This is a genomic window from Luteimonas fraxinea (assembly GCF_021233355.1).
GTDB classification, from domain to species: domain Bacteria; phylum Pseudomonadota; class Gammaproteobacteria; order Xanthomonadales; family Xanthomonadaceae; genus Luteimonas; species Luteimonas fraxinea.
In genome coordinates this window covers 1197119-1217064 of the sequence record NZ_CP089507.1, presented here as the reverse complement: position 1 = coordinate 1217064, position 19946 = coordinate 1197119, and the positions used below count along the sequence as shown (strand labels likewise).

The following is a 19946-nucleotide window of genomic DNA, read 5'->3' as shown; positions in this document are numbered from 1 at the left end:
AGTGCCGCGACGCGTCGGCGGCAACGCCGGCGCAGAAACGGCAACACGCTTTGCAGTCGCATCACCGTCGTAACCGCAATTGCTGCTCCCCTGTGCACCGGCTTCGCGCTACATTTCCGCCGCGGACGAAGTGCTCCGTGAAAGATCACTGACGAGGACACCGATAATGAGTAACGGAAACGGGGTTGCAGACACCCTGACGCACGCCGCCGAAGACGTCGCCGAGAAGGCGAAGGAAATCGTCGCAGAAGTCAAAAAGCGCGCGAACGCTGTCGCGAAATCCGCGAAGAAGAGCGCGCAGGATGCAGAGAAGACCGTCACCAAGCGCGTCACCAAGGTGCGCAAGGCCGCGACCAAGCGTGCCGAAACGGCGAGCAAGGCCGTGAGCAAGCGCGTGACCGCGGTGAAGAAGAAGCTGGCCGCTGCCAAGACCGCCGCGTCGTCCGAGATCGCCGCGCTCAAGCGCAAGGGCGCCGGCAAGACCACCGCGAAGAAGGCCACCAAGAAGACCGCCAAGAAGACGACTGCGAAGAAGGCCACCGCGAAGAAGGCTCCGGCCAAGAAGGCAGTCGCCAAGAAGTCGGTCGCCAAGAAGGCACCGGCGAAGAAGGCCGCCACCAAGAAGTCGGCGACCCGCAAGACCGCCGCCAAGAAGGCCGCGGCCACCCGCAAGGTCAACGCGACCAAGAAGACCGTCAAGAAAGCGGTGAAGAAGGTCGCCAAGAAGGCCGCCGCCAAGACCGCGACCGCCAAGCGCAGCGTCGCCGCCCGCAAGGGCGTCGCCAAGAAGACCGTCAAGACCGCCAAGCGTTCGGTCGCCGCCAAGAAGGGCGCCACCAAGCGCGCGTCGAAGAAGGCCTGATCCACCCGCTTCAAAGCCGCGCTCTCGATAAGAGCGCGCGGTCGCTTTAAAGCCCCTCTCCCTCCGGGAGAGGGGTTGGGGTGAGGGAAGGACGACATCCCGATCTCCACCCACCCAGCTTCAAAGCCCCTCTCCCTCTGGGAGAGGGGTTGGGGTGAGGGCCGCAGCCCGCCGAGTCCCAAACCCGCGCACACCAAAACACCAGCACAGCCCCACCCAGGACACCCGCCATGGCCGTCAAGATCGACCGCAAGATCACCGGATACGCCGTCGTCAAACCGGAAGACAAGCCCGTCGAGGGCACGTCCGTCCCGCGCGAGATCGTCGAGGCGGAACTGCCCAAGGCCGATGTCATCCACATGCACGAGCGCATCGAGCGCCCGGACGTCCTGATCGGCAGCACCTACAAGATCAAATCCCCGCTGGTCGAACACGCCATGTACGTGACGATCAACGACATCGTGCTCAACGCCGGCTCCGAGCACGAGCAGCGTCGCCCGTTCGAGATCTTCATCAACTCCAAGTCGATGGACCACTTCCAGTGGATCGTCGCGCTGACGCGCATCATGTCCGCCGTGTTCCGCAAGGGCGGCGACGTGACCTTCCTCGTCGAGGAAATGCGCGCCGTGTTCGACCCGAAGGGCGGCTACTTCAAGGCCGGTGGCGTGTACATGCCATCGCTGGTCGCCGAGCTCGGCATGATCGTCGAGGACCATCTGAAGTCCATCGGGATGATGCACGACCCGGAAATGAGTGAGGCACAGAAAGCCCTGATCGCCGAGAAGCGCAAGCAGATCGCCCAGCGCGAAGGCTCAAAAAAAAACAGTGACGTAAGCAGCGCGCCGCGCGCGCCCAGCAGTGCCGACGATCACCCCGAAGACATCGAAATCACCGGCGACGGCGCGAGCTTCCCGCCGTCCGCAACCATGTGCCACAAGTGCAGTACGAAGGCGCTGGTGCTGATGGACGGGTGCGCGACGTGTTTGAATTGTGGGTATTCGAAGTGTGGGTGAGGTCCAGGCCTTTGCTTTCACACGGCAAGGGTCACAGGTTCAATCCCTGTACCGCCCACCGTGAAACTAGCGTTTTCCGCGATGCCGGCCTCGTGCCGGCATCTTCGTAAGCAGGCTAAGTGCAGGGACGCGACATGCGCAGGTTCTTCGTTTGGATTGTACCGACTTTCGGTGCCCTGATCCTGGGCAAGCTGGTCGACACCTACTTCCCGACAGTCTTCCCGGCGGCTATCTCGAGCCTGACGGCGCCCGTTCCCGCTTGGTCGCTCATCTCTGCAATCGGCGCTGCCGCTTACCTCGGATATCGCCTCTGGAGCGCGACCAGCGTCAACCGCGTAGCTCCCGCACCTTTGGCAACTCGCTTTAGTCCAGCGGAGCAGATCGTGCTGATCTTCTTGTCGAGAGCGACAGCAGAGCTCGACGAAGATTCCATCACGGGCGAGCTTTCCCGAGACGGGCAATACACGCCGCTCCAGATCAAGGCCGCGCTGCACTCTCTGTACGGACAACAGCTAGTGAACTACCACATAAGCGGCAACTTCCGCGGCACCTACAGGCTGTCTCAGACGGGATTCAACGCCGCTGCCGCTATCGAGTGATGGGTTTCCAGAGCTGACCCAAACCGCTGCCGGCCCTGAAGGAAGCTGATTCCCTTGCGCAGCGCTTGTGGTGGGGATCCCTTCTGAGGAATACGCGCGACGAGAGGGCGCTAGGCCCGCCTGATGCGCGCGCCGCAGCTTCACGCTGTCCCAGTTGCTTCGCAGGTCTAGTCCCAGCGCACACTGTTGCCTTTCGACTAGCGCTCCGTGCGCCCGTCGAGGCCCGGAATGCTGATCTGTCTTGCACCCTTGCGATGCTCTAGAACCTCGATCACTTCGTAGTCTGTTTTCGCACCTGACTCCGATTGCCACTGCGTAACTTTGACCCGGCACACCAGCACATCGCCCTTGCTGAAAGAACGCTCACTGGTGTTTACCTCCGCCAGAAAATCGGCGTCAGTGATCTTCGCGGAGATGGTGGAGTTGCCATCGGACAACCGCCATTTGTTGTCATCCTTGAACGCCAAGGAGACAATCGAAAACGCCATCTTTCGCTCATCCTCAAGGATCAGCTCGTCTTCGCCGGCGGGGGGTGAAAAGTAGGCCCGTTCGGAATCGTAGATCACGACGGAGAAATCCACGTCGGATCCTGCCGCGAACGAATCGATACCAGGCCGCTCAAGCGGTGCGAGTACTTCGTGAAACGCTTCTCGCACTGCAACGTCGCGCAGCAATGCGAGTACCTGAAGTTCAACCTCCAATCGGTCCGCATCCACTAAGATCACCGCACGGCCATTCTCGAGCAAGGTCACGCTCGTGATACGCCGGCCGCGCAGCCACTTCAGCACCTGCGCCAAACCGTTGTAGCCCTTCTTGCCCATGATGCCGAGCAGCGTCAGGATTCCCGCAGCTTGGGTGACCGCTGTCGCCGTGTCCCCAGCGAACATGTCGCGAGCGACTTTCAGCAAGCTGACCATCGTATTGAAATCGACGTTGAAGCTGCCCGTCTTGAAAGACCCAACGACGTTGATCTTCGCCTTCGCTTTATCACCGTGCAGAGCCTTGACGCTGGCATCTAACAAGTCAGCCATCGCCAGGAGGGCGGGCGCCAGCTCGCGCGCATCCATCTCGTGCCGGGCGAGAGCGGGTCCGTCGTAGGTGATCCGGAACTGGGTCATGCCTTCCACGGTAGATGCGCTCCGTCGCAGTTTCGGGGAATCAGATGCGGCGGGAGCCTACTGATTCAGGCGAGAGCCGTACAGTGCCACTGCGCGACCTACTCCTCTGGTGAAGCGGTCCAACTGCATCGCAGCATGTGCGACCCGCATGCGGATGATCCCCGGCATGCACTCCAGACACGCCACCAAAGCCGCCCTCCGCCGCTCTCAGGAGCCGCGCGTGATTCCGCCCGCCGGCCTTGCTGAGATGCCCTCCCTCGGCCATTCGATCTTCAATGACCGCGGATGGCGCAATCCGCTTCGCGGCGACTACTTCGACCGGTCACTCTGGGAGGCGTATCAGGTCGGCCCAGAATCCGCTCGTGTCCTGGCCGGTGTGCAGCTCGCGGCAGACGGCATGTTCGAGGTCAGCAGCGGCGATGCGTTCGCCAAGGTGGCTGACCCGCAGGCCGCCTTCGAGCTGGCGGCGGGCTGGGCGATCGTGAAGCTTGTTCCGTAAGGCCGCGGGTTTGCCGGTGGCGCGGCCGCGCTTCATGCTGCGGCTCCACGCGCGGAGGTGCTGAGATGGGGGCTCATATCACGATCGGGGCGAGCGGCCCGGACTTGCCCACACTGTTCATTGGGGCATGCGCGGTGATCGCTGCGATCGCCGTTCCGTACTTTCAACGTCAAGCACAGATCCGCGACGATAAGGCGCAGCAAGATGCGCTTCGGCACGTAATGCGACATGCGCTACGCCAGCCGGTCGGCACTTTCGCCGACCGCTGTCGAGCGCTGGCAGACAACATGCGAGACGACTCCTGGCGCGCTCGACGCCCGCCAAAGACACTGTTCCGGCGGCCTCCAGAATTCGACCAGTTCCGCCCACACCTGCATCTGCTTGGCGAAATAGGCACGCTCGTCAACGCCGTTGTCAGCGACCAGAACAACGCGTGGCTGATCGTCAAAGCGCTGCGCGTGGACGACGGACTGAATGATCAATGGCTCAGCTCGATGGCGGACAGCCTCATCGATATGGCGAGGCGCGCAGAGAGATGCAAAGACCTGCTGCAGCTTGAGCCCGAGCATTAGGCAGCCCCGCACCCTCGCGCAGCCTTCGGTGGGTTCGACAGCTAGCCGATGACGATGCTGCCGCCCAGATCAATCAGATCGCGCCCATCTTTCGCACGATGATTCCGCCCGAAGAACCGGGGGTCAGAGTGCGGTTTCCATGGAGAACCGCGCGTCAGCTTCAGTTTTTTTCGGCTCGCTCAGCGCGCGGACAAGCCCTACAGCTAGACGTCCGGATCGCTACGCAGCTGACCTTGACGTCACCGCGTGCCCCGTAGCAGACTCGATCCCAAGGAGCGTAGAAACTCCTCTCATAGCGGTCCCCACCTCCGTCAATCTGGTGGGTTTTTTGTGCCTGCACGCTTGCAGGCATGGACCGACGCGATGCCTGCGTCGGGAGGGCGGCTAATACAACACCCTTCGGGGAAATACGCCCGCCGGCTATGAGCGGTTTCTAACCTCCCGACTTCCCGTCCACATCCGTGGACGGGCACTTCAGGGAATGAGGAGACGACGATGTCGAAGTTGACGACAAAAGTTCGCGGCGAATTGGGCTATTTCCTGCCGGAGGACGGCCAGTTCCGGCTGCGCAAGCTGCATCAGCACATCGAGTTCCTGTCACGCCTGGCGGAGCCACGCGTGGACGAGGAAGAGGACGGCCCGGAGATCGACCATCCCGCATTGGCCGGGTGCCTGGAACTGCTGGCCGAACAGGTGCAGCAGGTACTGGACACGGTGTCCTGGCCGGCCCGCTTGCAGGAGAAGACCCAGGCAGGTGCCGCGCGTGTCGAGGCCGATGATGAGGGCGAAGACGAAGACGAAGACGAAGCCGGCGAGGACGACGAGGACGAGGACGAGGACGAGCGCGAGACGTCTCGCGACGCCGTGCACGCGGGGCGTGTGTCGAAGAAGAGCGCCGAGGACTTCGCCTTCGGCATGACGCTTGACCAGCTGGACGAGTCCGACCGGTTGCTCGACCTGCTGCGCGCGCAGGGCGATCTGCTGATGGCGGCCGGTGGTGCGGATGTCGCGGACGGCACCATCACCGTGATCGGCGCCGCGATCTTCGAAGGGGCGGACGAGATGAAGGACTTGATCCGGCAGGTCAATGCGCAGGTGCTCGACGCATTGCCGCGGGCCGGCGCGCAGGTGCGTGAGATGCCGGCCGTGTACGGCCATGCCGGTGGCGTCGTCGAGCGCAAGGCAGCGCGCTTGCATTGATTTAGGTGAGAGGGGAGGGCAGCGCGGCGCCGCCGCGCTGCCCTCTGGGCCGGGTGCGCGTCGGCATCCGTTTCAGAATGCCTGACCCCGACCCGCCCGCTAAACTGCGCGCCCCGCTTTCGCATTCGACAAGGATCCCGCCATGACCTCCATCACCACGCCATCCGGCCTGCAGTACGAAGACACCGTCGTCGGTACGGGCAAGGAAGCGCAGCCCGGCCGAAATGTGACCGTGCACTACACGGGCTGGTTGTTCGAGAACGGCGTGCAGGGCGCGAAGTTCGATTCGAGCAAGGATCGCGACGAGCCCTTCATCTTTTCCCTGGGCGGCGGCATGGTCATCAAGGGCTGGGACGAAGGCGTGCAGGGCATGAAGGAAGGCGGCCAGCGCACGCTGATCATTCCGGCGAGCCTCGGCTACGGCGCACGCGGTGCCGGTGGCGTCATCCCGCCCAATGCCACGCTGAAGTTCGACGTCGAGTTGCTGGGCGCCTGAGTCCGGCGGCGCACGCAGCGGCAGCGCTTCACGCCCGCGGATTGCGGGTGGACTTAGGGTCGACGTCCGCGCCCACCGGCTTTCGCCGCGCCCGGCGCATCCACCTGCATCGGAGGACACGGCCATGGCATCCGGACACACGCTCACGCCCGCGGTTGAACTCGTCGGGCAACCCGCGAAGCGCTTCCCCAACGAGAGCGACGCGTACCGCAAGGCACGCAACGCGCTGCTGGTCGAGGAGGTCGAAGTGCGGCGACATCTGTCGCGCGTCGCGGCACAGCGGCGCGCGTTGCCGCCGGGCGGCGAGGTCACGCGCGATTACCGCTTCACCGGCGCGGATGGCGACGTGGGCCTCGCCGACCTGTTCGGGCGGCACGACACGCTGATCGTCTACAGCATGATGTACGGGCCGCAGCGCAAGCAGGGCTGCCCGATGTGCACGTCGCAGCTCGCATCGTGGGCGCCGGAGGTACGGCACCTGCAGCAGCGCGTTGCGATCGCGGTGGTCGCGCGCTCGCCGTACCCGCGCCTGGCCGCCTACGGGCGCGAGCAGGGCTGGACCGACATGCCGCTGTACGCAGACGACAGCGGCGACTTCACCGCGGACTTCGTCGGCGAGCGTGATGCGGACATGCCCGCCTACACCGTGTTCTCGCGTCGCGACGGCACGCTGCGGCATTTCTGGAGCGCCGAAGGTGGCGCGCATCTCGCCGATCCCGGCCAGGATCCGCACAACGGGCCGGACATGAATCCGCTCTGGATCCTGCTCGACACCACGCCGGAAGGTCGCGGCACGGACTGGTATCCGCGGTTGGATGACGTTGCGCGTCGAGATTGATGCGCCGCTCGCAGCGCGGCGCATCGTCGCCGCAAACGGCGCTTGCCGGGTGATCTCCGTCAGGTCGCCACGACATCCACCGCACCCGCCTGATCAGCCTCGAGATCCCGATCCAGCAGGCAGTCGATGAAGGCGCGCAGCGCGGGGCGCATGTGCCGCCGGTGGGCGTAGTAGAGGTACGGGCCCGGCACCGTCGGCGACCAGTCGGCGCAGCCGGTCGTGGTCGCGGAGGCGATCGAACGCGCCACGCAGGGCGTGCGTCAGGGCGAGTGAGCGCCGCGCTGCGATGTCCGGTCCATTTGGCGGTGGCGCAGCGGATCGGCGGTTTGCATGGCGCATCTGCCGCCGCTCCGGAATTCCGGATCCAGATACCTGATGAGTGCAGCCCGCCGGGCTGACACAAGACTGCACCACGCGCGCCTTCGCGGGCGTGTCACAAACCTAAACCTGGATTCTGTAACGCGGGACGTTCCGTCACGCGACCAATGAACCCCACCGTTGACACTCTCCGGCACACCCAGACGCTGGAGCTTCAGATGACTTCCAATCTCACCCGTATTCCGCTCGCCATTGCGATGTCCTCGATGCTGGCACTTGCCGTCGGTTGTTCGAACGACCGCACTGCTGACGACCAGGCCGCCACGACGCCTGCGACTGATCCCGCGATGCAGGCCCCGCCGCCTGCCGCGACGCCTGACACGACCGCAACGGGCGCTCCGCGCACCGACGCGCCGATGGACGGTTCGGCGAACGGCATGAACAACGGCATGGAATCCGACCAGCCGGGCTCCGATACGTGGATCACCACCAAGGTGAAGTCCTCGCTGCTGGCCGACTCCGACGTGTCCGGTCTGAAGATCGACGTCGAAACCGTCAATGGCGTCGTGACGCTGACGGGTCAGGTCGAGCAGGCCACGCAGGTCACCGAGGCCACGCGCATCGCGCGTGAGATCGAAGGCGTGACCGATGTCGTGACCACCAATCTCGTCACGACCCAGTAAGTCCTGACCTCTGCGGATCGGGCTACACGCCCGACTCGCAGTGTTTCTCGGATTCACTGGAAACAGATGCCGCGCACCGTCGGGTGTGCGGCATTTTTTGTGGGCCTCTTCCGGTACAAAGGGGCCAGGTCACTGACCGCCCTTGGCTGATCGGACCGGCCGCGGCTCGCAAAGCGCTTGCTCGATTCGACGCGTCACGCGGGCTGCAGACACGCCTCGCGCCATGCGACGATGCGCAACGGAATCGGGGAGGAGCAGGATGCTCGCTTGGTTGTTCGGAAAGAAAACACCTGAGGCGCACGACGCGCCGGAGACCCACGCCGCGCACGCGCGCATTCCCGTGCAGATGCACTGGCGCGCCGACATGGCGCTGCCCGTGCCGGACTGGCAGGCGATGGACGCCGCGCTCCCCGAGGACGCGGACGCGCATCTGCTGCACGGCTATTACGACGCCGCGGCAGCGCACTGGCTCGACGTGCTCGCCACCGCCTTGCCCGCCGACTATCGGCAGACGGGCACGAAGGATTTCCTGTTGCTCTCGGCGCAATCGGCGCGCGAGTCTGCGCTGGTGCTGCGCAGCTGCACGCAGGCCTTGCGGGCGATCCGCAGCAGCCTCGGCACGCTGGCCTGCGATACCGGTTATGGCCGCCACGTGGTGCTGGTGTTCGCCAGCCAGGACGATTACTACGCGTATCTGTCGCAGTACCAGGGCGACGATGACGCGGTGCCGATGTCGAGCGGCGTTTTCATCAACGCCGGTTACGGGCATTTCGCGAGCTGGCATGACGGGCTGGACGAACTGGAAGCGGTCGTGGTCCACGAACTCACGCACGCGCTGCTGGCGCATCTGCCGATGCCGGCCTGGTTGCACGAAGGCTTCGCGGTGAACGTGGAGCGCACGCTGCTGCCGCGGCTCGCCGATCCGCGCCTGGCGCTGTATCGCCCCGACGAGATGGCCGCGCGCCATGCGGACTGGTGGAACGCGACGACGATCCAGACGTTCTGGTCGGGCACCGCATTCCACACCGCAGGCGAGGGTGTCGAGCTGGCCTACGAACTCTCCCGCGAGATCACTGCACTCGTCGCGCGCGACGACGAAATCGCGTTCCGCGCATTCGCGGCGATCGCCGACAGCGACGATGCCGGCAACGCCGCCGCGATCGACACGCTGGGGTATCCGCTCGAACACCTGATCGAAGCGGTGCTGGGCGAGGGCGACTGGGCGCCGAAGCCGGAAACGTGGACCGAGGCCCGCGCGGCCTAGCGCAGGCGTACGATCCGCGGGAACAGCGGGCGTGGATGACGTTACGCCGCGCTGGCCCCGGACCTTGAGGACACCGTCATGCGTCGATTCGCGCTGTGCGTACTCGTTTGCCTCGTCGCGCTACCGGCGTTTGCGGCCGCCCCCGGTCTGGACGGCGACTGGGTCGTCGACCTGTCCAGCAAACCCGGTGAGGTCTATACGCAGCCGATGCAACTGTCGCTGGCGGCCGACGGCACGGTGAGTGGCAGCTTCTACGGCAGCGCGATCGAGGCCGGGCGCTGGAAGCAGGACCGAGGGCGCCTGTGCGCGAGTTTCCGCACGACAGACGGCGCTGGCCCGTATCACACGGCAGTGTGTCTGGCCGGCGCTGTCGCCAGCGGCCAGACCTGGGCCGAGCATCGCGACTTCCTTTTCAACTGGAACGCGATGCGCCCTGCGCCATAGCGCGCCTTGGGGCGGTCGCGCTGGCGTGTGCCTGCGGTCTTCTCCAGCGGCGGCAAAGTGTGGGCGCCGCGTCTGGCGCTGAACCGATGCCGCGTCCCGGCGGTGTCCGACCCGCGTGCCTGTGGCGAATCCCCGCTTACAGGAATGCCAAGCGCATACTCCCGGCCTCCCACCCAGCGGCCACGCACATGATCGACCCGATTCCATTGGAAGACCTGGCGCTTCTCGACGTTCTGCAGCAGATCAGCCAGGCCAGTGAATCGACGCCGGTGGAAGCCGAGATGACGCGGCGCCTGATCGAAGGCGCGCTGGTCGAGGACCACGAGGATGGCGTGCGCCTGACCCATGCCGGTATCGCGCTGTGCAAATCGCTGCAGCACCGGGTGGCGGCGGACAAGCTGGCTAGCGAGATCATCGAGAAGCGTGAAAGCGCCGCGGAGGTCCTGCGTCCGTTGCCGGGCGAGCAGCCGCTGGTCGAGCCGCCTGCGATTCCCTGACGCGACGGCTTACGGCGCCCGACTGGCGCGCTCGGTGAGCGCGCCGTTTTCGTAGACGGCCAACGCATCCGGCGATGACGCCACGCCGGTTTCGAACTCGAAACGCAGATCCCGTTCCTGTGCGAAGAAGCGGGTGGTCGATTCCGGATACAGCAGTACGACGAAGTCGCCGGCGGTCAGCTTGAGGTGCTCGCCTTCGACGACGACCGAAATCTCGCCGATGCGCGCCGAGCGATAGCTGCCGGCGTAGGCGGCGAGCGTCGCCGCAGGTAACTGGATCGCTACCGGTGGCGTGTACGGCGCCGGCCCGTGCGCGTAACTCAGTACGCGATGCATCCGCCAGCGGCCGTCGTGGAATTGCCAGAGATTGGTGAACTCGGCTTGCCCGTCCAGACGCTCCGGTGCATCGCCGCTGCGCACATGGAAGCGATGGCGACCCGACAGGATCGCGTAGCCATCGGCAAATGGATGGAACACGAGACTGTTGTCGATGACCTCGCGACGCAGTCGCATGTCGGGCGTCGCGCAGGGGCCGTTGCGCAACGAGTTGACGACGCCGGTGCGCGTCGTCGTGCGTCCGGTTCTGTCGTGATAGAACTCGACGTCCTCGGTGAGCAGCGCGCCGATCGCGGTCATGTCGCAGGCGTTGTACGCGGTCCAGAAGGCCGCGTCGGCGGCGCGCACATCGCGTTCGGCATCCGGCGTCTGCGCAGTCGCTGCGGCACATGCCATCAGCAACGCGGATGCGACGGCGAGTGGGGCGATGCGCATGCGGGTGAGCCTGTATGTGGACGGACCTCACCGTAGCCGGGCGATGCGCGCGTCGCGCCGGCCGGAAGACACCCTGCCGGATGGCGTGACGGATGTGCGGCGGCCTGCACGCGAGCAACCGCTGCGGCACCCACTTTGGAGTTGGCCGCTCAGGCGCGGCGAAGCCGTTCTTCCAACAGACGTGTTTGCGCGTCAGCGCTGGGGGCACACCGATGTACGTTCCGAAATGGCTGTTGGCGTTGGGTTGCGTTGTCTTCGTCGCACTCGCGGTCTGGACCTGGCTGCTGGCGAACGGCCGCAATCCATTGCCGTTTCCGGACGGCGGCTCACGCATCTTCGCGGCCGCTTCGCCGGAGGCCAAGGCGGCAATCGTCGACGTGTTGGCACGCAACGGACTGCGGGAGCGCTTCCGCGTCGATACCGACGGCGTGCTGCGATCGATCCTGTTCGACGGCACGATCATCAACTGGTCCGCGCCCGGCGTGACGCGCAGGCTGCGTGGCGCGACATCGGCCATCGGGCTCGTCGCCGACGACCCCCTCGTGCAGGCGCAAGACGCGGCAACCGTCTTGCGATCGCATGGCTTCAGCGCCGATGTGGTGCAGGACGCGGAACCGGGTGTCCCCATCGTGTTCCTGCTCACCGACGCGATGCCCGGCACCGTGCTCAACTTCCGCCCGCATGTGATCCACATGCCGCGGCCGCCGAAGCCGTAGACGCGTCGAGCGTCAGGCGAACAACGGCGTCGAACAGCCGGCGAGACTCACATCTCCGCGTCGATCGTCTCGTCCAGCCGGTCCGAGCCCACCATGTAGCCGCCGGCTTCGATCGCATCGCGCACTTCGAGCAGGGCGATGCCGAGTGTGTCGAGGTCCGCCGTCTCCGCCATGCCGACGATCTCGATGCAGCGGTCGTTGAACCACGTCCAGAACTGGCGGTAGGTCTTGCCCTGCCAGTGTTCGTGGCGGATGGCCTGGTAAAGCTCGCCCACGGCGATGGTCAGGTCGTCGCGCATCAGAATTCCGCCTGGCCGGGCAGCAGTCCGCGCAGTTCGGCGTCGGTGAGATTGCGCCACTGGCCGGGTTTGAGATGCGCCAGCTTGACCGGTCCGATGCGCACGCGGATCAGCTGTTTCACGCGCAGCTTGAAGTGCGCGGCCATCAGGCGGATCTGCCGGTTGAGGCCCTGGACCAGGATGATGCGGAAGCCGAACTTGCCCAGTGGGCTGGTGCGGCAGGGCAGGGTGGTCTGGCCGTGGATCGGCACGCCGCGCGACATGCCGCGCAGCACCTCCTGACTCACCGCGTGGTTCACGGTGACCAGATATTCCTTCTCCAGCTTGTTCTCGGCGCGCAGGATCGCGTTGACGATGTCACCGTTGCTGGTCAGCAGGATCAGGCCTTCGGAATCCTTGTCGAGCCGGCCGATCGGGAAAATGCGCTCGCGATGGTCGACGAAGTCGACGATGTTGCCCTTCACCGATGCTTCCGTGGTGCAGGTGATGCCGACCGGCTTGTGCAGCGCGATGTAGACGTGGCGCCGCTTGCCGGGCGCGGTGGTCCGCTGCAGCAGCGCCTGGCCGTCGATCATGACGGTGTCGCCTTCGCCCACTTCCGCGCCGACGCGTGCGCGCATGCCGTTGACTGTGACCCGGCCTTCGCCAATGAGTCGATCGGCTTCGCGCCGCGAGCAGGCGCCGGTGTCGCTGATGTGCTTGTTCAGGCGCATGGGCGCGTGCGGTGCCGGTGATCGCGAAGGGCACGCAGTCTGGCAGATCAAACGTGTGGGGTCACCGCAGCGGGCGGCCGCGCTGAAAGCCGGCCACAAAAAAACCCGGACGTTTCCGCCCGGGTTCTTTGGCGCCGCTTACGCGGCACAGGTCGCGTAGAACTTACTCGGCCTGGACTTCTTCAGCCTGCAGGCCCTTCTGGCCCTGCGCGACCTTGAAGGAAACCTTCTGGCCTTCCTGGAGCGACTTGAAGCCGCTGCCCTGGATCGAACGGAAGTGGACGAACAGGTCGTCGCCGCTCTGCGGGGTGATGAAGCCGAAGCCCTTGGCGTCGTTGAACCACTTGACGGTGCCGGTCTGACGATCAGACATGGTGTTACTCCTTGGATCAGTTATTGGAAGCACGGCCCGCAAGTGCGGTGCCGGGACTGTATCGAGCAAGGGGTAACGCGAAGCGATGGAGCGGATCGTCTGGAGAGTCATTGCTGACCCTGGAACCTGTGATCAACCGCATCGGAGCCACGATGTACCGTGATCCCGCTTTGAACAGTGGGTGCACCTTACAGCACTTTTCCGATTTGTCTGTGAACTGTGAGCACGCGATTGCAGGCCAAGGCGCAGGCGGGACCGACAAATGGCGGTGCGACGGGCTAAACCGGTGTTTTCCGGGTCGAAGCAGGGGTCATCGCGATAGTCGATCCAGAGGTGCCAGTGCGCCAAAAAGCCGTCAGCGGACGCCTGACCTGCGCGAAACACGCTTTTCGGGTGTCTCGTTCAGCCCTGGCGGCGTGTGGTGGATTCCGGCTGCAGGTCGTCGAAGACGCCCGCATTGCACGGCGCCGCTCAGCGGGAATCCAGTACGTCGTGCATCGCCGCGACCAGCGGTCCGTAGGGTCCCTGTGTCTCCCATGCGTACAGCGAGACCACCATGGCCTGCTCGGATCCGAAGAGCCGGCAGCGCCGCATCCGGTGGCCTGTCGCCGCGCGCACCGGCAGCAACGAGATGCCCAGCCCCGCTTCGACGGCGGTGGTCACGTTCTGCAGGCTGCTGCCGGAAAACGCGACATACCAGCGCCGCCCATCGGCCTCCGCGCGCGCGAACATCTGCTCGCGATACAGACCGCCCGGCGGAAAGGTCACCAGCGGCAATGGATCCGGCCATGTGCCAGCCGCCGTGGTTTCGAACCACGCGATCGGTTCCGGAAAGCTCACGCGACAGTCGGGCGCCGGGGCGGATTCCTTGACCACGATGATGTCGAATTCCCCGTCGCGATAGCGCGCCGTCAAGCCGCGGCTGAGGCCGGTGGTGACGTCGAGACGGATATGGCGATGGGCAGCCGCGAATGTGGCGAACAGTCCGGCCATCTCGAGCGTCAGGATGTCGTCCGCCAGGCCGATGCGCACGGGCACCGTGCCGGACCGATCGCCCAGTGCGAGCGTGGCTTCGTCCTGCAGCGCGAGAATGCGACGGGCATAACCGGACAGACGCTCGCCGGCAACGGTCATGCGCGCGGGGCGCGCGTCACGATCGATCAGCGGCTGGCCAAGCTGGTCCTCGAGCCGCGCGATCTGCTGGCTGATCGTGGATTGGGTCATGTTCAAGTGCTCGGCCGCGCGGGTGAAGCCGCCGCCATCGATCACGGCGATGAAGGCGCGGAGCAGGCGCGGGTCGATCATCTGGTTCATGCATGCAAAGTATCCAGATATTTAATTTCTGAATACCAGGGCGCCGCTCTACAGTCCTGGCAACAGACACAGGATCGGACACGATGACCAACCGCAGAGAATTCCTGCGCCGCAGCGGCGGCATCATGACGGCGGGCGCTGCCCTGGGATTCCTGCCCCTGCACGCGCAGGCGCAGGCGGCAGACGCCGCAAGCGTGGCGGAGATCGCCCACGACCACTATCTGTTGACCGACGTGCGCCTGGAAACCGGCTTCGTACGCGATGGCGATGTGGTGGTCGGCACCGAGACGGCGCTACACACGCTCGAAATCGAAGGCGGTCGTATCGTCGCGATCCACGACGCGCCGGTGGGGAGCCTGCCGCGCTACAGCGCCCACGGACTGCTGGCGCTGCCGCCGATGCGCGACATGCACATCCACCTCGACAAGACCTTCTATGGTGGTCCGTGGCAGGCGCCGCGGCCGCGCAAGGGCAAGACGATCATGGACATGATCGCCTACGAGGAAACGCTGCTGCCGCAGTTGCTGCCGACCTCGCAGGCGCGCGCCGAGGCGTTGATCGTGCTGCTGCTGTCGAACGGCACCACGACCGCGCGCAGCCACTGCAACATCGATCCGGTCAGCGGATTGCGGAGCCTGGAACATCTGAATCGCGCGTTGGCCGACCGCCAGGCGTCGTTCGATTGCGAGATCGTCGCGTTTCCGCAGCATGGCCTGCTGCACTCGAAGGTCGACGGCTTGATGCGCGAATCGATGGCGCTGGGCGTCACCCATGTCGGCGGGCTGGATCCCACCAACGTGGACGGCGCGATGGAAGCCTCGCTGGACGCGATGTTCCAGATCGCGCTGGATCACGACAAAGGCGTCGACATCCATCTGCACGAATCCGGCCCGTCGGGCGTCGCGGCCTTGCGTTACATGGTCGAGACCGTCGAGGCCAACGCGCCGCTCCAGTCGCGCGTGACCTTCAGTCATGCCTTCGCGCTGGCCACGCTGGACGCGGGCGAACTGGTGGAGCTGGGCGGGCGGATGGCGGCGCAGGGCATCGACGTGGCGTCGACCGTGCCGATCGGCCGTTCGGTAATGCCGCTGCAGGCACTGCGCGACATGGGCGTGCGGGTGATGTCGGGCACGGACAGCGTCATCGATCATTGGTCGCCCTTCGGCACCGGCGACATGATCGACAAGGCGAATCTGTACGCGCAGCTCTACGCGGGCAGCGACGAGCACAGCCTGTCGCGGTCGTTGTGGATCGCGACCGGCGATGTGCTGCCCTTGGACGACGCAGGCGCGCGCGCTTGGCCGAAGACGGGTGATGCGGCGGCCTTCGTGCTGGCCGAGGCGAGCTGCTCGGCCGAGGTGGTGGCGCGCTGCTCACCGCGTCGCGCGACCTTCCACGAGGGGCGTCTGGTGTCGGGCGGGATCGACGCCGCCTAGCGCGCGGTGTGCATGCTCACGCGGACCAAGCGCCGCGTGGCCTAGGGTCTCCGCTCACTTTGCACCGACCGGATTCCTCCATGGCCCACGACACCGCCGCATTATCAGCCGATTACATCGCCGCACAGAAGGCGCGCCTCGAGGCGATGCGCGACGAACTGGGCGCAGACAACCAGGCATCCGCAGCTGAAGAAGCCGAGTTGCAGGCCGATTCGATCGACGAACCGCACGGTTCGGGCGACGACGCCCAGAAGACCAACCTGCGCGACAACAATGCCGCGCTGATCGAGCACAACGCCGCGCGCCTGGCGGCCGTGACCCGTGCGCTGCAGAAGATCGAGGACGGCACCTATGGTCTGTCCGATCGCAGTGGCGCACCGATTCCCAAGGCCCGTCTCGATGCGCTGCCGGAAAGTCTGTGGACCGTCGAAGAAGACGAAGGCGCGTAAGACGTGGCGCCGGATAATCAACGCAAGGCGGGACAGATGACGCAGCAGGCACTGGTGGTGGGCGCGACGGGCATCGTGGGCAGCGCGCTGGCGAAACAGCTGCTGGCAGCGGGCTGGGACGTGCATGGACTGGCGCGACGGCCGGATGCCTTGCCGACGGGCGTGCAGGGCGTCGCGGCGGATCTCTCCGATGCGCAAGGCACACGCGCGGCGCTGGCGGGACTCGCGCCCAGCCATGTGTTCATCACCACGTGGTCGCGGCAAGCCAATGAGGCGGAAAACATCCGCGTCAACGCGGCGATGGTGCGCAACCTGCTCGATTCGCTGCAGCCGGCGGGTTCGGTGCGGCACGTCGCGCTGGTGACCGGGCTGAAGCATTACCTCGGTCCGTTCGAAGCGTATGCACGAGGTGCGCTGCCGCAGACGCCGTTCCGCGAGGAACAGCCGCGGCTCGATATCGAGAATTTCTATTACGCGCAGGAAGACGAATTGTTCGCCGCCGCTGCGCGCGACGGCTTTCACTGGAGCGTGCATCGCCCGCACACGGTAATCGGCGCGGCCGTGGGCAACGCGATGAACATGGGCACGACGCTCGCCGTCTACGCCTCGCTGTGCAAGGCGACGGGCCGGCCGTTCCGCTTCCCCGGTTCGACCGCGCAGTGGGAAGGCCTGACCGACATGACCGATGCACGTCAGTTGGCGAAGCATCTGCTGTGGGCCGCAACCACGCCGGCTGCGGCCGACGAAGCGTTCAACGTGGTCAACGGCGACGTGTTCCGCTGGCGCTGGATGTGGGGCCGCATCGCCGAGTGGTTCGAGCTCGAACCCGCGCCGTTCGACGGCACATTGCAGCCGCTGGAAATGCAGATGGCGGATGACGCCGAGGCGTGGACGCAACTGGCGACGGCGCACGGCTTGATAGAAGCCGACATCCAGCGCCTGATCTCGCCCTGGCATACCGATGCCGATCTGGGCCGGCCGCTGGAAGTGGTGACCGACATGTCCAAGAGCCGGCGCATGGGCTTTCTGGATTACCAGCCCAGCGACGACGCGTTCTTCGATCTATTCGCGATGCTGCGCGCGCAGCGGCTGATTCCGTAACGAGGGAAATCGCGCGTCACGGCCGATTGATCCGGCCGGGCGCAGGGTGATCCGGTCATCCACGGAGCATCCGCCATGAGCATTCCGCAGACACCCGACAGCATGAAGAAGTCGCAGCAGGACAAGGCGCCGCCGCATAAGCCTGAAACGGAGAAGCCGCCGAAGCTGTCCAACGACGACGTCGGCGACCAGGCCGAAGAGCGGCAGGGCGGGCACTGAGTCCGGTTGCGGAGAGATCGCATGGACGACGCGCCCTACCAGCCGATCAGTTGCGACTTCCACGATCTGCTGGAAGCCGCGGCGACGCGGCGTTCGGTGGTGACGCTAGAGATTCGCGAAGGCGCCGATGCCATCGAGCGTGTGCAGGCGCGCATCGGTGACATCGTGACGCGGCCCGACGGCGAATACGTATTGCTCGACAGCGGCAGGTCGGTGCGGCTCGACCGCATCGTGTCGATTAATGGCGCGCTGCTGGCCGATTACCCGGAATAGAATCGGGGTGCGGGATCAGGCGCCTGTGCCTGACTTCTTATCGCGTGCGGCGTGGAGCATCTCACCGCCGCTGGCCAAGGCTTTCTTCAGCGCGTCGGCGCCATAAGGCTTCTGCAGCACGTAATGCGCGCGCAGACGGTCCGGCACACCTGCTGCGCCGTAGCCGGTCATGAAAATGTAGGGAATGCCGCGCGCGTCGAGCGCATCGGCAATCGGAAAGCTCTGCTCGCCGCCGAGGTTGATGTCGAGGATCGCGAAATCGAAATCGCCGGCATCGATGATCCGCAACGCCTGGGCGACATTCGAGGCGACGGCCGGCGACACGTAGCCGAGATCATCGAGAAAATCCTCCAGCAGCATCGCCAAGATCGATTCGTCCTCGACGATGAGGATGGCGGCATCGGTACCGATCATCGGGCTTCCGTTTCCAGTTCGGCTTCCGCAAACGTTTCGGACGGCGCGCTTTCCAAGGGCGCGGTGGCGCGGAACACCACGCCGTCCGGCGCGTAGGCCAGTTCGACATCGCCGCCCAGATCGTTGCGCAGGCCGCGTTCGAGCAGGCGCGAGCCGAAGCCGCGGCGCTTCGGCGCCTCGACGGCCGGTCCGCCGCATTCGCGCCAGGTGAACTGCATCGCCGCGCCTTCGCCGGCGTGCGTGCAATCCCAGGTGATGTGGACTTCGCCGTCGTCGCGCGACAGCGCGCCGTACTTCACTGCGTTGGTCGCGAGTTCGTGCAGTGCCATCGCGAGGGCGAGCGCGCGCTGCGGATTGACCCGGCATGGCGGACCGGACAGTTCGAAGCGCTGCCCGACTTCCGTCTCGTAGGGCGCGATCGCGCCTTCGACGATGTCGTGGATATCGGCGCTGTGCCAGTTCTCGCGCGTGAGCACGTCGTGCGCCCGCGACAACGCGAACAGGCGAGATTCGATACGTGCGCCGCCGTCGTCGAGATCCTGCGCGGTGCCCAGGGTCTGACGCACCAGCGACTGTACGGTGGACAGGGTGTTCTTGACCCGGTGGTTCAGTTCGTTGACCAGCAGTTCGAGGTGTTCCTCGTGCAGACGCCGGTCGGTCACGTCGCGGGTGCTGCCGGCGATCGCCTCGACTTCGCCGTCAGCACCGATCACCGGCGTAAAGATGTAGTCGTAGATGCGCACACCCTTGGCGTGGTGCGGGAACGGCACGTCGCCGCGGATCGGCGCGCGGGTGGCGATGACACGCTCGATCTCCTCGTCGTGCATCGCCGCGTGCCAGGGCTCGTAACCCACTTCCAGACAGGTCTTGCCGGCCGCTTCCTCCCAGCGCATGCCCCACATCGTCAGCAGCGCGTCGTTCGCGTAAACGAACCGGTGCTGCAGATCGAAGACGTAGAGCAGATCGGGCGTGGCCTGCAACAGCGCCTCATAGGCGCGCAATGTGGCGGGATCACGCGGTTGGGCAAGTTGCACGACACGGGCTCGCGAGGCGGTGGCCGACTCTAGCACCGGGGTTTGTGGGCATTCCGTCATGACGGCGCCCGGAATCTGAATGCCGGCCAGCCGACGCCGGAGCGAGCGCGCCGCCGGTGAAGAAGTCGCTGCGGGCCGCCCGCGTACGCTACAGGCCCGCCAAGACGGCCGAGCGCACCCATGAACACAGAAGGCCGTTATTCCATCGCCGCCACGGTCACGCCTACGGCGGACAAGCCCGGCAAGTGGACCGCTGAAGGTGCCTTGTATGTGGCCGGATCGGATGCGCCCATCGAAACCGTGCTGGCGGGCGACAGCTTCGAGACGCCGCAGGTGGCCGAGGTCGCCGGGATCGAGGCGGCCCGGCAGGTGGCCTCGACCCGCGACGACGCACCGGGTGATGCGATTGCGGTCGATCCCGCCTGACGGCG

General features: G+C 65.6%; 28 protein-coding genes and 1 tRNA gene. 20 read left to right on the top strand and 9 right to left on the bottom strand.

The window, feature by feature from the left end; genetic code table 11:
* The first annotated feature begins 166 nt into the window (after positions 1–166).
* The 4 genes from LU699_RS18370 to LU699_RS05465 all read left to right on the top strand — a co-directional run bounded on the left by LU699_RS18370 (position 167) and on the right by LU699_RS05465 (position 2474).
* Positions 167–862, top strand: coding sequence for a hypothetical protein (locus tag LU699_RS18370; RefSeq protein WP_327058743.1), 696 nt, complete (start codon positions 167–169; stop codon positions 860–862).
* A gap of 230 nt (positions 863–1092) precedes the next feature.
* Positions 1093–1875 (top strand): TSCPD domain-containing protein, encoded by a 783-nt coding sequence (locus tag LU699_RS05475; RefSeq protein WP_232134165.1) that lies wholly within the window; start codon positions 1093–1095, stop codon positions 1873–1875.
* Positions 1870–1933: transfer RNA gene (locus LU699_RS05470), tRNA-Val, on the top strand. Before LU699_RS05475 ends, LU699_RS05470 begins: the two co-directional genes overlap by 6 nt.
* A gap of 76 nt (positions 1934–2009) precedes the next feature.
* Positions 2010–2474, top strand: a complete 465-nt coding sequence (locus LU699_RS05465) for a hypothetical protein (RefSeq protein WP_232134166.1) — start codon at positions 2010–2012, stop codon at positions 2472–2474.
* A gap of 197 nt (positions 2475–2671) precedes the next feature.
* On the opposite strand, the gene LU699_RS05460 is transcribed toward LU699_RS05465, so the two are convergent.
* Entirely contained in the window at positions 2672–3592 is a 921-nt protein-coding gene (locus LU699_RS05460; protein ID WP_484497418.1) for an LAPAL motif-containing putative phage structural protein, read from the bottom strand.
* A 148-nt stretch (positions 3593–3740) separates the two neighbouring features.
* Here LU699_RS05460 and LU699_RS05455 point away from each other — a divergent pair, with 148 nt between their 5' ends.
* The 5 genes from LU699_RS05455 to LU699_RS05435 all read left to right on the top strand — a co-directional run bounded on the left by LU699_RS05455 (position 3741) and on the right by LU699_RS05435 (position 7197).
* Positions 3741–4091 carry a hypothetical protein gene (locus LU699_RS05455; protein WP_232134168.1) on the top strand — a complete coding sequence of 117 codons (351 nt, stop codon included), beginning with the start codon at positions 3741–3743 and terminating at the stop codon, positions 4089–4091.
* Positions 4092–4156: 65 nt separating this feature from the next.
* Positions 4157–4663, top strand: a complete 507-nt coding sequence (locus tag LU699_RS05450; RefSeq protein WP_232147809.1) for a hypothetical protein — start codon at positions 4157–4159, stop codon at positions 4661–4663.
* A gap of 495 nt (positions 4664–5158) precedes the next feature.
* The gene (locus LU699_RS05445; RefSeq protein WP_232134170.1) at positions 5159–5863 is read left to right on the top strand and encodes an XAC0095 family protein; all 705 of its coding nucleotides are present in this window, start codon (positions 5159–5161) and stop codon (positions 5861–5863) included.
* A 142-nt stretch (positions 5864–6005) separates the two neighbouring features.
* A complete protein-coding gene (locus LU699_RS05440) occupies positions 6006–6359 on the top strand; it encodes an FKBP-type peptidyl-prolyl cis-trans isomerase (protein WP_232134171.1) in 354 nt (117 codons plus the stop codon).
* A 124-nt stretch (positions 6360–6483) separates the two neighbouring features.
* Positions 6484–7197 (top strand): DUF899 family protein, encoded by a 714-nt coding sequence (locus LU699_RS05435; RefSeq protein ID WP_232134172.1) that lies wholly within the window; start codon positions 6484–6486, stop codon positions 7195–7197.
* 59 nt (positions 7198–7256) lie between these two features.
* Here LU699_RS05435 and LU699_RS05430 read toward each other — a convergent pair whose 3' ends face one another.
* Complete coding sequence (locus LU699_RS05430; RefSeq protein ID WP_232134173.1) at positions 7257–7445, bottom strand: hypothetical protein; 189 nt, start codon at positions 7443–7445, stop codon at positions 7257–7259.
* Positions 7446–7733: 288 nt separating this feature from the next.
* On the opposite strand from LU699_RS05430, the gene LU699_RS05425 reads away from it, so the two are divergent.
* The 4 genes from LU699_RS05425 (at position 7734) to LU699_RS05410 (ending at position 10403) form a co-directional block, all read left to right on the top strand.
* A complete protein-coding gene (locus LU699_RS05425; RefSeq protein WP_232134174.1) occupies positions 7734–8198 on the top strand; it encodes a BON domain-containing protein in 465 nt (154 codons plus the stop codon).
* A 259-nt stretch (positions 8199–8457) separates the two neighbouring features.
* Positions 8458–9462: a hypothetical protein gene (locus LU699_RS05420; RefSeq protein WP_232134175.1), complete on the top strand. Its 1005-nt coding sequence runs from the start codon at positions 8458–8460 to the stop codon at positions 9460–9462.
* A 78-nt stretch (positions 9463–9540) separates the two neighbouring features.
* Positions 9541–9906, top strand: a complete 366-nt coding sequence (locus LU699_RS05415) for a hypothetical protein (RefSeq protein ID WP_232134176.1) — start codon at positions 9541–9543, stop codon at positions 9904–9906.
* A 188-nt stretch (positions 9907–10094) separates the two neighbouring features.
* On the top strand, positions 10095–10403 hold the full coding sequence (locus LU699_RS05410) for a hypothetical protein (protein WP_232134177.1): 309 nt from the start codon (positions 10095–10097) through the stop codon (positions 10401–10403).
* A 9-nt stretch (positions 10404–10412) separates the two neighbouring features.
* On the opposite strand, the gene LU699_RS05405 is transcribed toward LU699_RS05410, so the two are convergent.
* Positions 10413–11174 carry a nuclear transport factor 2 family protein gene (locus tag LU699_RS05405; protein WP_232147812.1) on the bottom strand — a complete coding sequence of 254 codons (762 nt, stop codon included), beginning with the start codon at positions 11172–11174 and terminating at the stop codon, positions 10413–10415.
* 92 nt (positions 11175–11266) lie between these two features.
* Here LU699_RS05405 and LU699_RS05400 point away from each other — a divergent pair, with 92 nt between their 5' ends.
* Positions 11267–11890: a hypothetical protein gene (locus LU699_RS05400; RefSeq protein WP_232147813.1), complete on the top strand. Its 624-nt coding sequence runs from the start codon at positions 11267–11269 to the stop codon at positions 11888–11890.
* A 47-nt stretch (positions 11891–11937) separates the two neighbouring features.
* Here LU699_RS05400 and LU699_RS05395 read toward each other — a convergent pair whose 3' ends face one another.
* The 4 genes from LU699_RS05395 to LU699_RS05380 all read right to left on the bottom strand — a co-directional run bounded on the left by LU699_RS05395 (position 11938) and on the right by LU699_RS05380 (position 14589).
* Positions 11938–12189, bottom strand: a complete 252-nt coding sequence (locus LU699_RS05395; protein ID WP_232134180.1) for a hypothetical protein — start codon at positions 12187–12189, stop codon at positions 11938–11940.
* The gene (locus LU699_RS05390; RefSeq protein WP_232134181.1) at positions 12189–12902 is read right to left on the bottom strand and encodes a pseudouridine synthase; all 714 of its coding nucleotides are present in this window, start codon (positions 12900–12902) and stop codon (positions 12189–12191) included. The genes LU699_RS05395 and LU699_RS05390 overlap by 1 nt, the downstream gene beginning before the upstream one ends.
* Positions 12903–13065: 163 nt before the next feature.
* Positions 13066–13275: a cold-shock protein gene (locus LU699_RS05385; protein ID WP_100321765.1), complete on the bottom strand. Its 210-nt coding sequence runs from the start codon at positions 13273–13275 to the stop codon at positions 13066–13068.
* Positions 13276–13746: 471 nt separating this feature from the next.
* A complete protein-coding gene (locus tag LU699_RS05380; protein ID WP_232134182.1) occupies positions 13747–14589 on the bottom strand; it encodes a LysR family transcriptional regulator in 843 nt (280 codons plus the stop codon).
* An 83-nt stretch (positions 14590–14672) separates the two neighbouring features.
* Here LU699_RS05380 and LU699_RS05375 point away from each other — a divergent pair, with 83 nt between their 5' ends.
* The 5 genes from LU699_RS05375 (at position 14673) to LU699_RS05355 (ending at position 18067) form a co-directional block, all read left to right on the top strand.
* Complete coding sequence (locus LU699_RS05375; RefSeq protein ID WP_232134183.1) at positions 14673–16025, top strand: amidohydrolase family protein; 1353 nt, start codon at positions 14673–14675, stop codon at positions 16023–16025.
* An 80-nt stretch (positions 16026–16105) separates the two neighbouring features.
* Entirely contained in the window at positions 16106–16474 is a 369-nt protein-coding gene (locus LU699_RS05370) for a TraR/DksA family transcriptional regulator (protein ID WP_232134184.1), read from the top strand.
* A gap of 36 nt (positions 16475–16510) precedes the next feature.
* Positions 16511–17575 (top strand): SDR family oxidoreductase, encoded by a 1065-nt coding sequence (locus LU699_RS05365; protein WP_232134185.1) that lies wholly within the window; start codon positions 16511–16513, stop codon positions 17573–17575.
* A 75-nt stretch (positions 17576–17650) separates the two neighbouring features.
* A complete protein-coding gene (locus LU699_RS05360; protein ID WP_232134186.1) occupies positions 17651–17794 on the top strand; it encodes a hypothetical protein in 144 nt (47 codons plus the stop codon).
* Positions 17795–17815: 21 nt separating this feature from the next.
* Positions 17816–18067: a Rho-binding antiterminator gene (locus tag LU699_RS05355; RefSeq protein WP_232134187.1), complete on the top strand. Its 252-nt coding sequence runs from the start codon at positions 17816–17818 to the stop codon at positions 18065–18067.
* Positions 18068–18082: 15 nt separating this feature from the next.
* Here the strand turns inward: LU699_RS05355 and LU699_RS05350 are convergent, their stop codons facing one another.
* Complete coding sequence (locus tag LU699_RS05350; protein WP_232134188.1) at positions 18083–18481, bottom strand: response regulator; 399 nt, start codon at positions 18479–18481, stop codon at positions 18083–18085.
* A complete protein-coding gene (locus tag LU699_RS05345; RefSeq protein ID WP_232580506.1) occupies positions 18478–19515 on the bottom strand; it encodes a sensor histidine kinase in 1038 nt (345 codons plus the stop codon). The genes LU699_RS05350 and LU699_RS05345 overlap by 4 nt, the downstream gene beginning before the upstream one ends.
* 180 nt (positions 19516–19695) lie before the next feature.
* Between LU699_RS05345 and LU699_RS05340 the strand changes: the two genes are divergently transcribed.
* A complete protein-coding gene (locus LU699_RS05340; RefSeq protein WP_232134190.1) occupies positions 19696–19941 on the top strand; it encodes a hypothetical protein in 246 nt (81 codons plus the stop codon).
* Positions 19942–19946: the final 5 nt, after the last annotated feature.

What these genes read in the sequence shown, in the direction of transcription:
- LU699_RS18370 (WP_327058743.1), top strand. Translation starts at nt 167, where the DNA reads ATGAGTAACGGAAACGGGGTTGCAGACACCCTGACGCACGCCGCCGAA.
- LU699_RS05420 (WP_232134175.1), top strand. Translation starts at nt 8,458, where the DNA reads ATGCTCGCTTGGTTGTTCGGAAAGAAAACACCTGAGGCGCACGACGCG.
- LU699_RS05375 (WP_232134183.1), top strand. Translation starts at nt 14,673, where the DNA reads ATGACCAACCGCAGAGAATTCCTGCGCCGCAGCGGCGGCATCATGACG.
- LU699_RS05440 (WP_232134171.1), top strand. Translation starts at nt 6,006, where the DNA reads ATGACCTCCATCACCACGCCATCCGGCCTGCAGTACGAAGACACCGTC.
- LU699_RS05390 (WP_232134181.1), bottom strand. Translation starts at nt 12,902, where the DNA reads ATGCGCCTGAACAAGCACATCAGCGACACCGGCGCCTGCTCGCGGCGC.
- LU699_RS05465 (WP_232134166.1), top strand. Translation starts at nt 2,010, where the DNA reads ATGCGCAGGTTCTTCGTTTGGATTGTACCGACTTTCGGTGCCCTGATC.
- LU699_RS05370 (WP_232134184.1), top strand. Translation starts at nt 16,106, where the DNA reads ATGGCCCACGACACCGCCGCATTATCAGCCGATTACATCGCCGCACAG.
- LU699_RS05445 (WP_232134170.1), top strand. Translation starts at nt 5,159, where the DNA reads ATGTCGAAGTTGACGACAAAAGTTCGCGGCGAATTGGGCTATTTCCTG.
- LU699_RS05410 (WP_232134177.1), top strand. Translation starts at nt 10,095, where the DNA reads ATGATCGACCCGATTCCATTGGAAGACCTGGCGCTTCTCGACGTTCTG.
- LU699_RS05360 (WP_232134186.1), top strand. Translation starts at nt 17,651, where the DNA reads ATGAGCATTCCGCAGACACCCGACAGCATGAAGAAGTCGCAGCAGGAC.
- LU699_RS05385 (WP_100321765.1), bottom strand. Translation starts at nt 13,275, where the DNA reads ATGTCTGATCGTCAGACCGGCACCGTCAAGTGGTTCAACGACGCCAAG.
- LU699_RS05355 (WP_232134187.1), top strand. Translation starts at nt 17,816, where the DNA reads ATGGACGACGCGCCCTACCAGCCGATCAGTTGCGACTTCCACGATCTG.
- LU699_RS05435 (WP_232134172.1), top strand. Translation starts at nt 6,484, where the DNA reads ATGGCATCCGGACACACGCTCACGCCCGCGGTTGAACTCGTCGGGCAA.
- LU699_RS05415 (WP_232134176.1), top strand. Translation starts at nt 9,541, where the DNA reads ATGCGTCGATTCGCGCTGTGCGTACTCGTTTGCCTCGTCGCGCTACCG.
- LU699_RS05475 (WP_232134165.1), top strand. Translation starts at nt 1,093, where the DNA reads ATGGCCGTCAAGATCGACCGCAAGATCACCGGATACGCCGTCGTCAAA.
- LU699_RS05460 (WP_484497418.1), bottom strand. Translation starts at nt 3,592, where the DNA reads ATGACCCAGTTCCGGATCACCTACGACGGACCCGCTCTCGCCCGGCAC.
- LU699_RS05405 (WP_232147812.1), bottom strand. Translation starts at nt 11,174, where the DNA reads ATGCGCATCGCCCCACTCGCCGTCGCATCCGCGTTGCTGATGGCATGT.
- LU699_RS05350 (WP_232134188.1), bottom strand. Translation starts at nt 18,481, where the DNA reads ATGATCGGTACCGATGCCGCCATCCTCATCGTCGAGGACGAATCGATC.
- LU699_RS05340 (WP_232134190.1), top strand. Translation starts at nt 19,696, where the DNA reads ATGAACACAGAAGGCCGTTATTCCATCGCCGCCACGGTCACGCCTACG.
- LU699_RS05400 (WP_232147813.1), top strand. Translation starts at nt 11,267, where the DNA reads ATGTGCGGCGGCCTGCACGCGAGCAACCGCTGCGGCACCCACTTTGGA.
- LU699_RS05365 (WP_232134185.1), top strand. Translation starts at nt 16,511, where the DNA reads ATGACGCAGCAGGCACTGGTGGTGGGCGCGACGGGCATCGTGGGCAGC.
- LU699_RS05380 (WP_232134182.1), bottom strand. Translation starts at nt 14,589, where the DNA reads ATGAACCAGATGATCGACCCGCGCCTGCTCCGCGCCTTCATCGCCGTG.
- LU699_RS05395 (WP_232134180.1), bottom strand. Translation starts at nt 12,189, where the DNA reads ATGCGCGACGACCTGACCATCGCCGTGGGCGAGCTTTACCAGGCCATC.
- LU699_RS05450 (WP_232147809.1), top strand. Translation starts at nt 4,157, where the DNA reads ATGGGGGCTCATATCACGATCGGGGCGAGCGGCCCGGACTTGCCCACA.
- LU699_RS05455 (WP_232134168.1), top strand. Translation starts at nt 3,741, where the DNA reads ATGCGGATGATCCCCGGCATGCACTCCAGACACGCCACCAAAGCCGCC.
- LU699_RS05425 (WP_232134174.1), top strand. Translation starts at nt 7,734, where the DNA reads ATGACTTCCAATCTCACCCGTATTCCGCTCGCCATTGCGATGTCCTCG.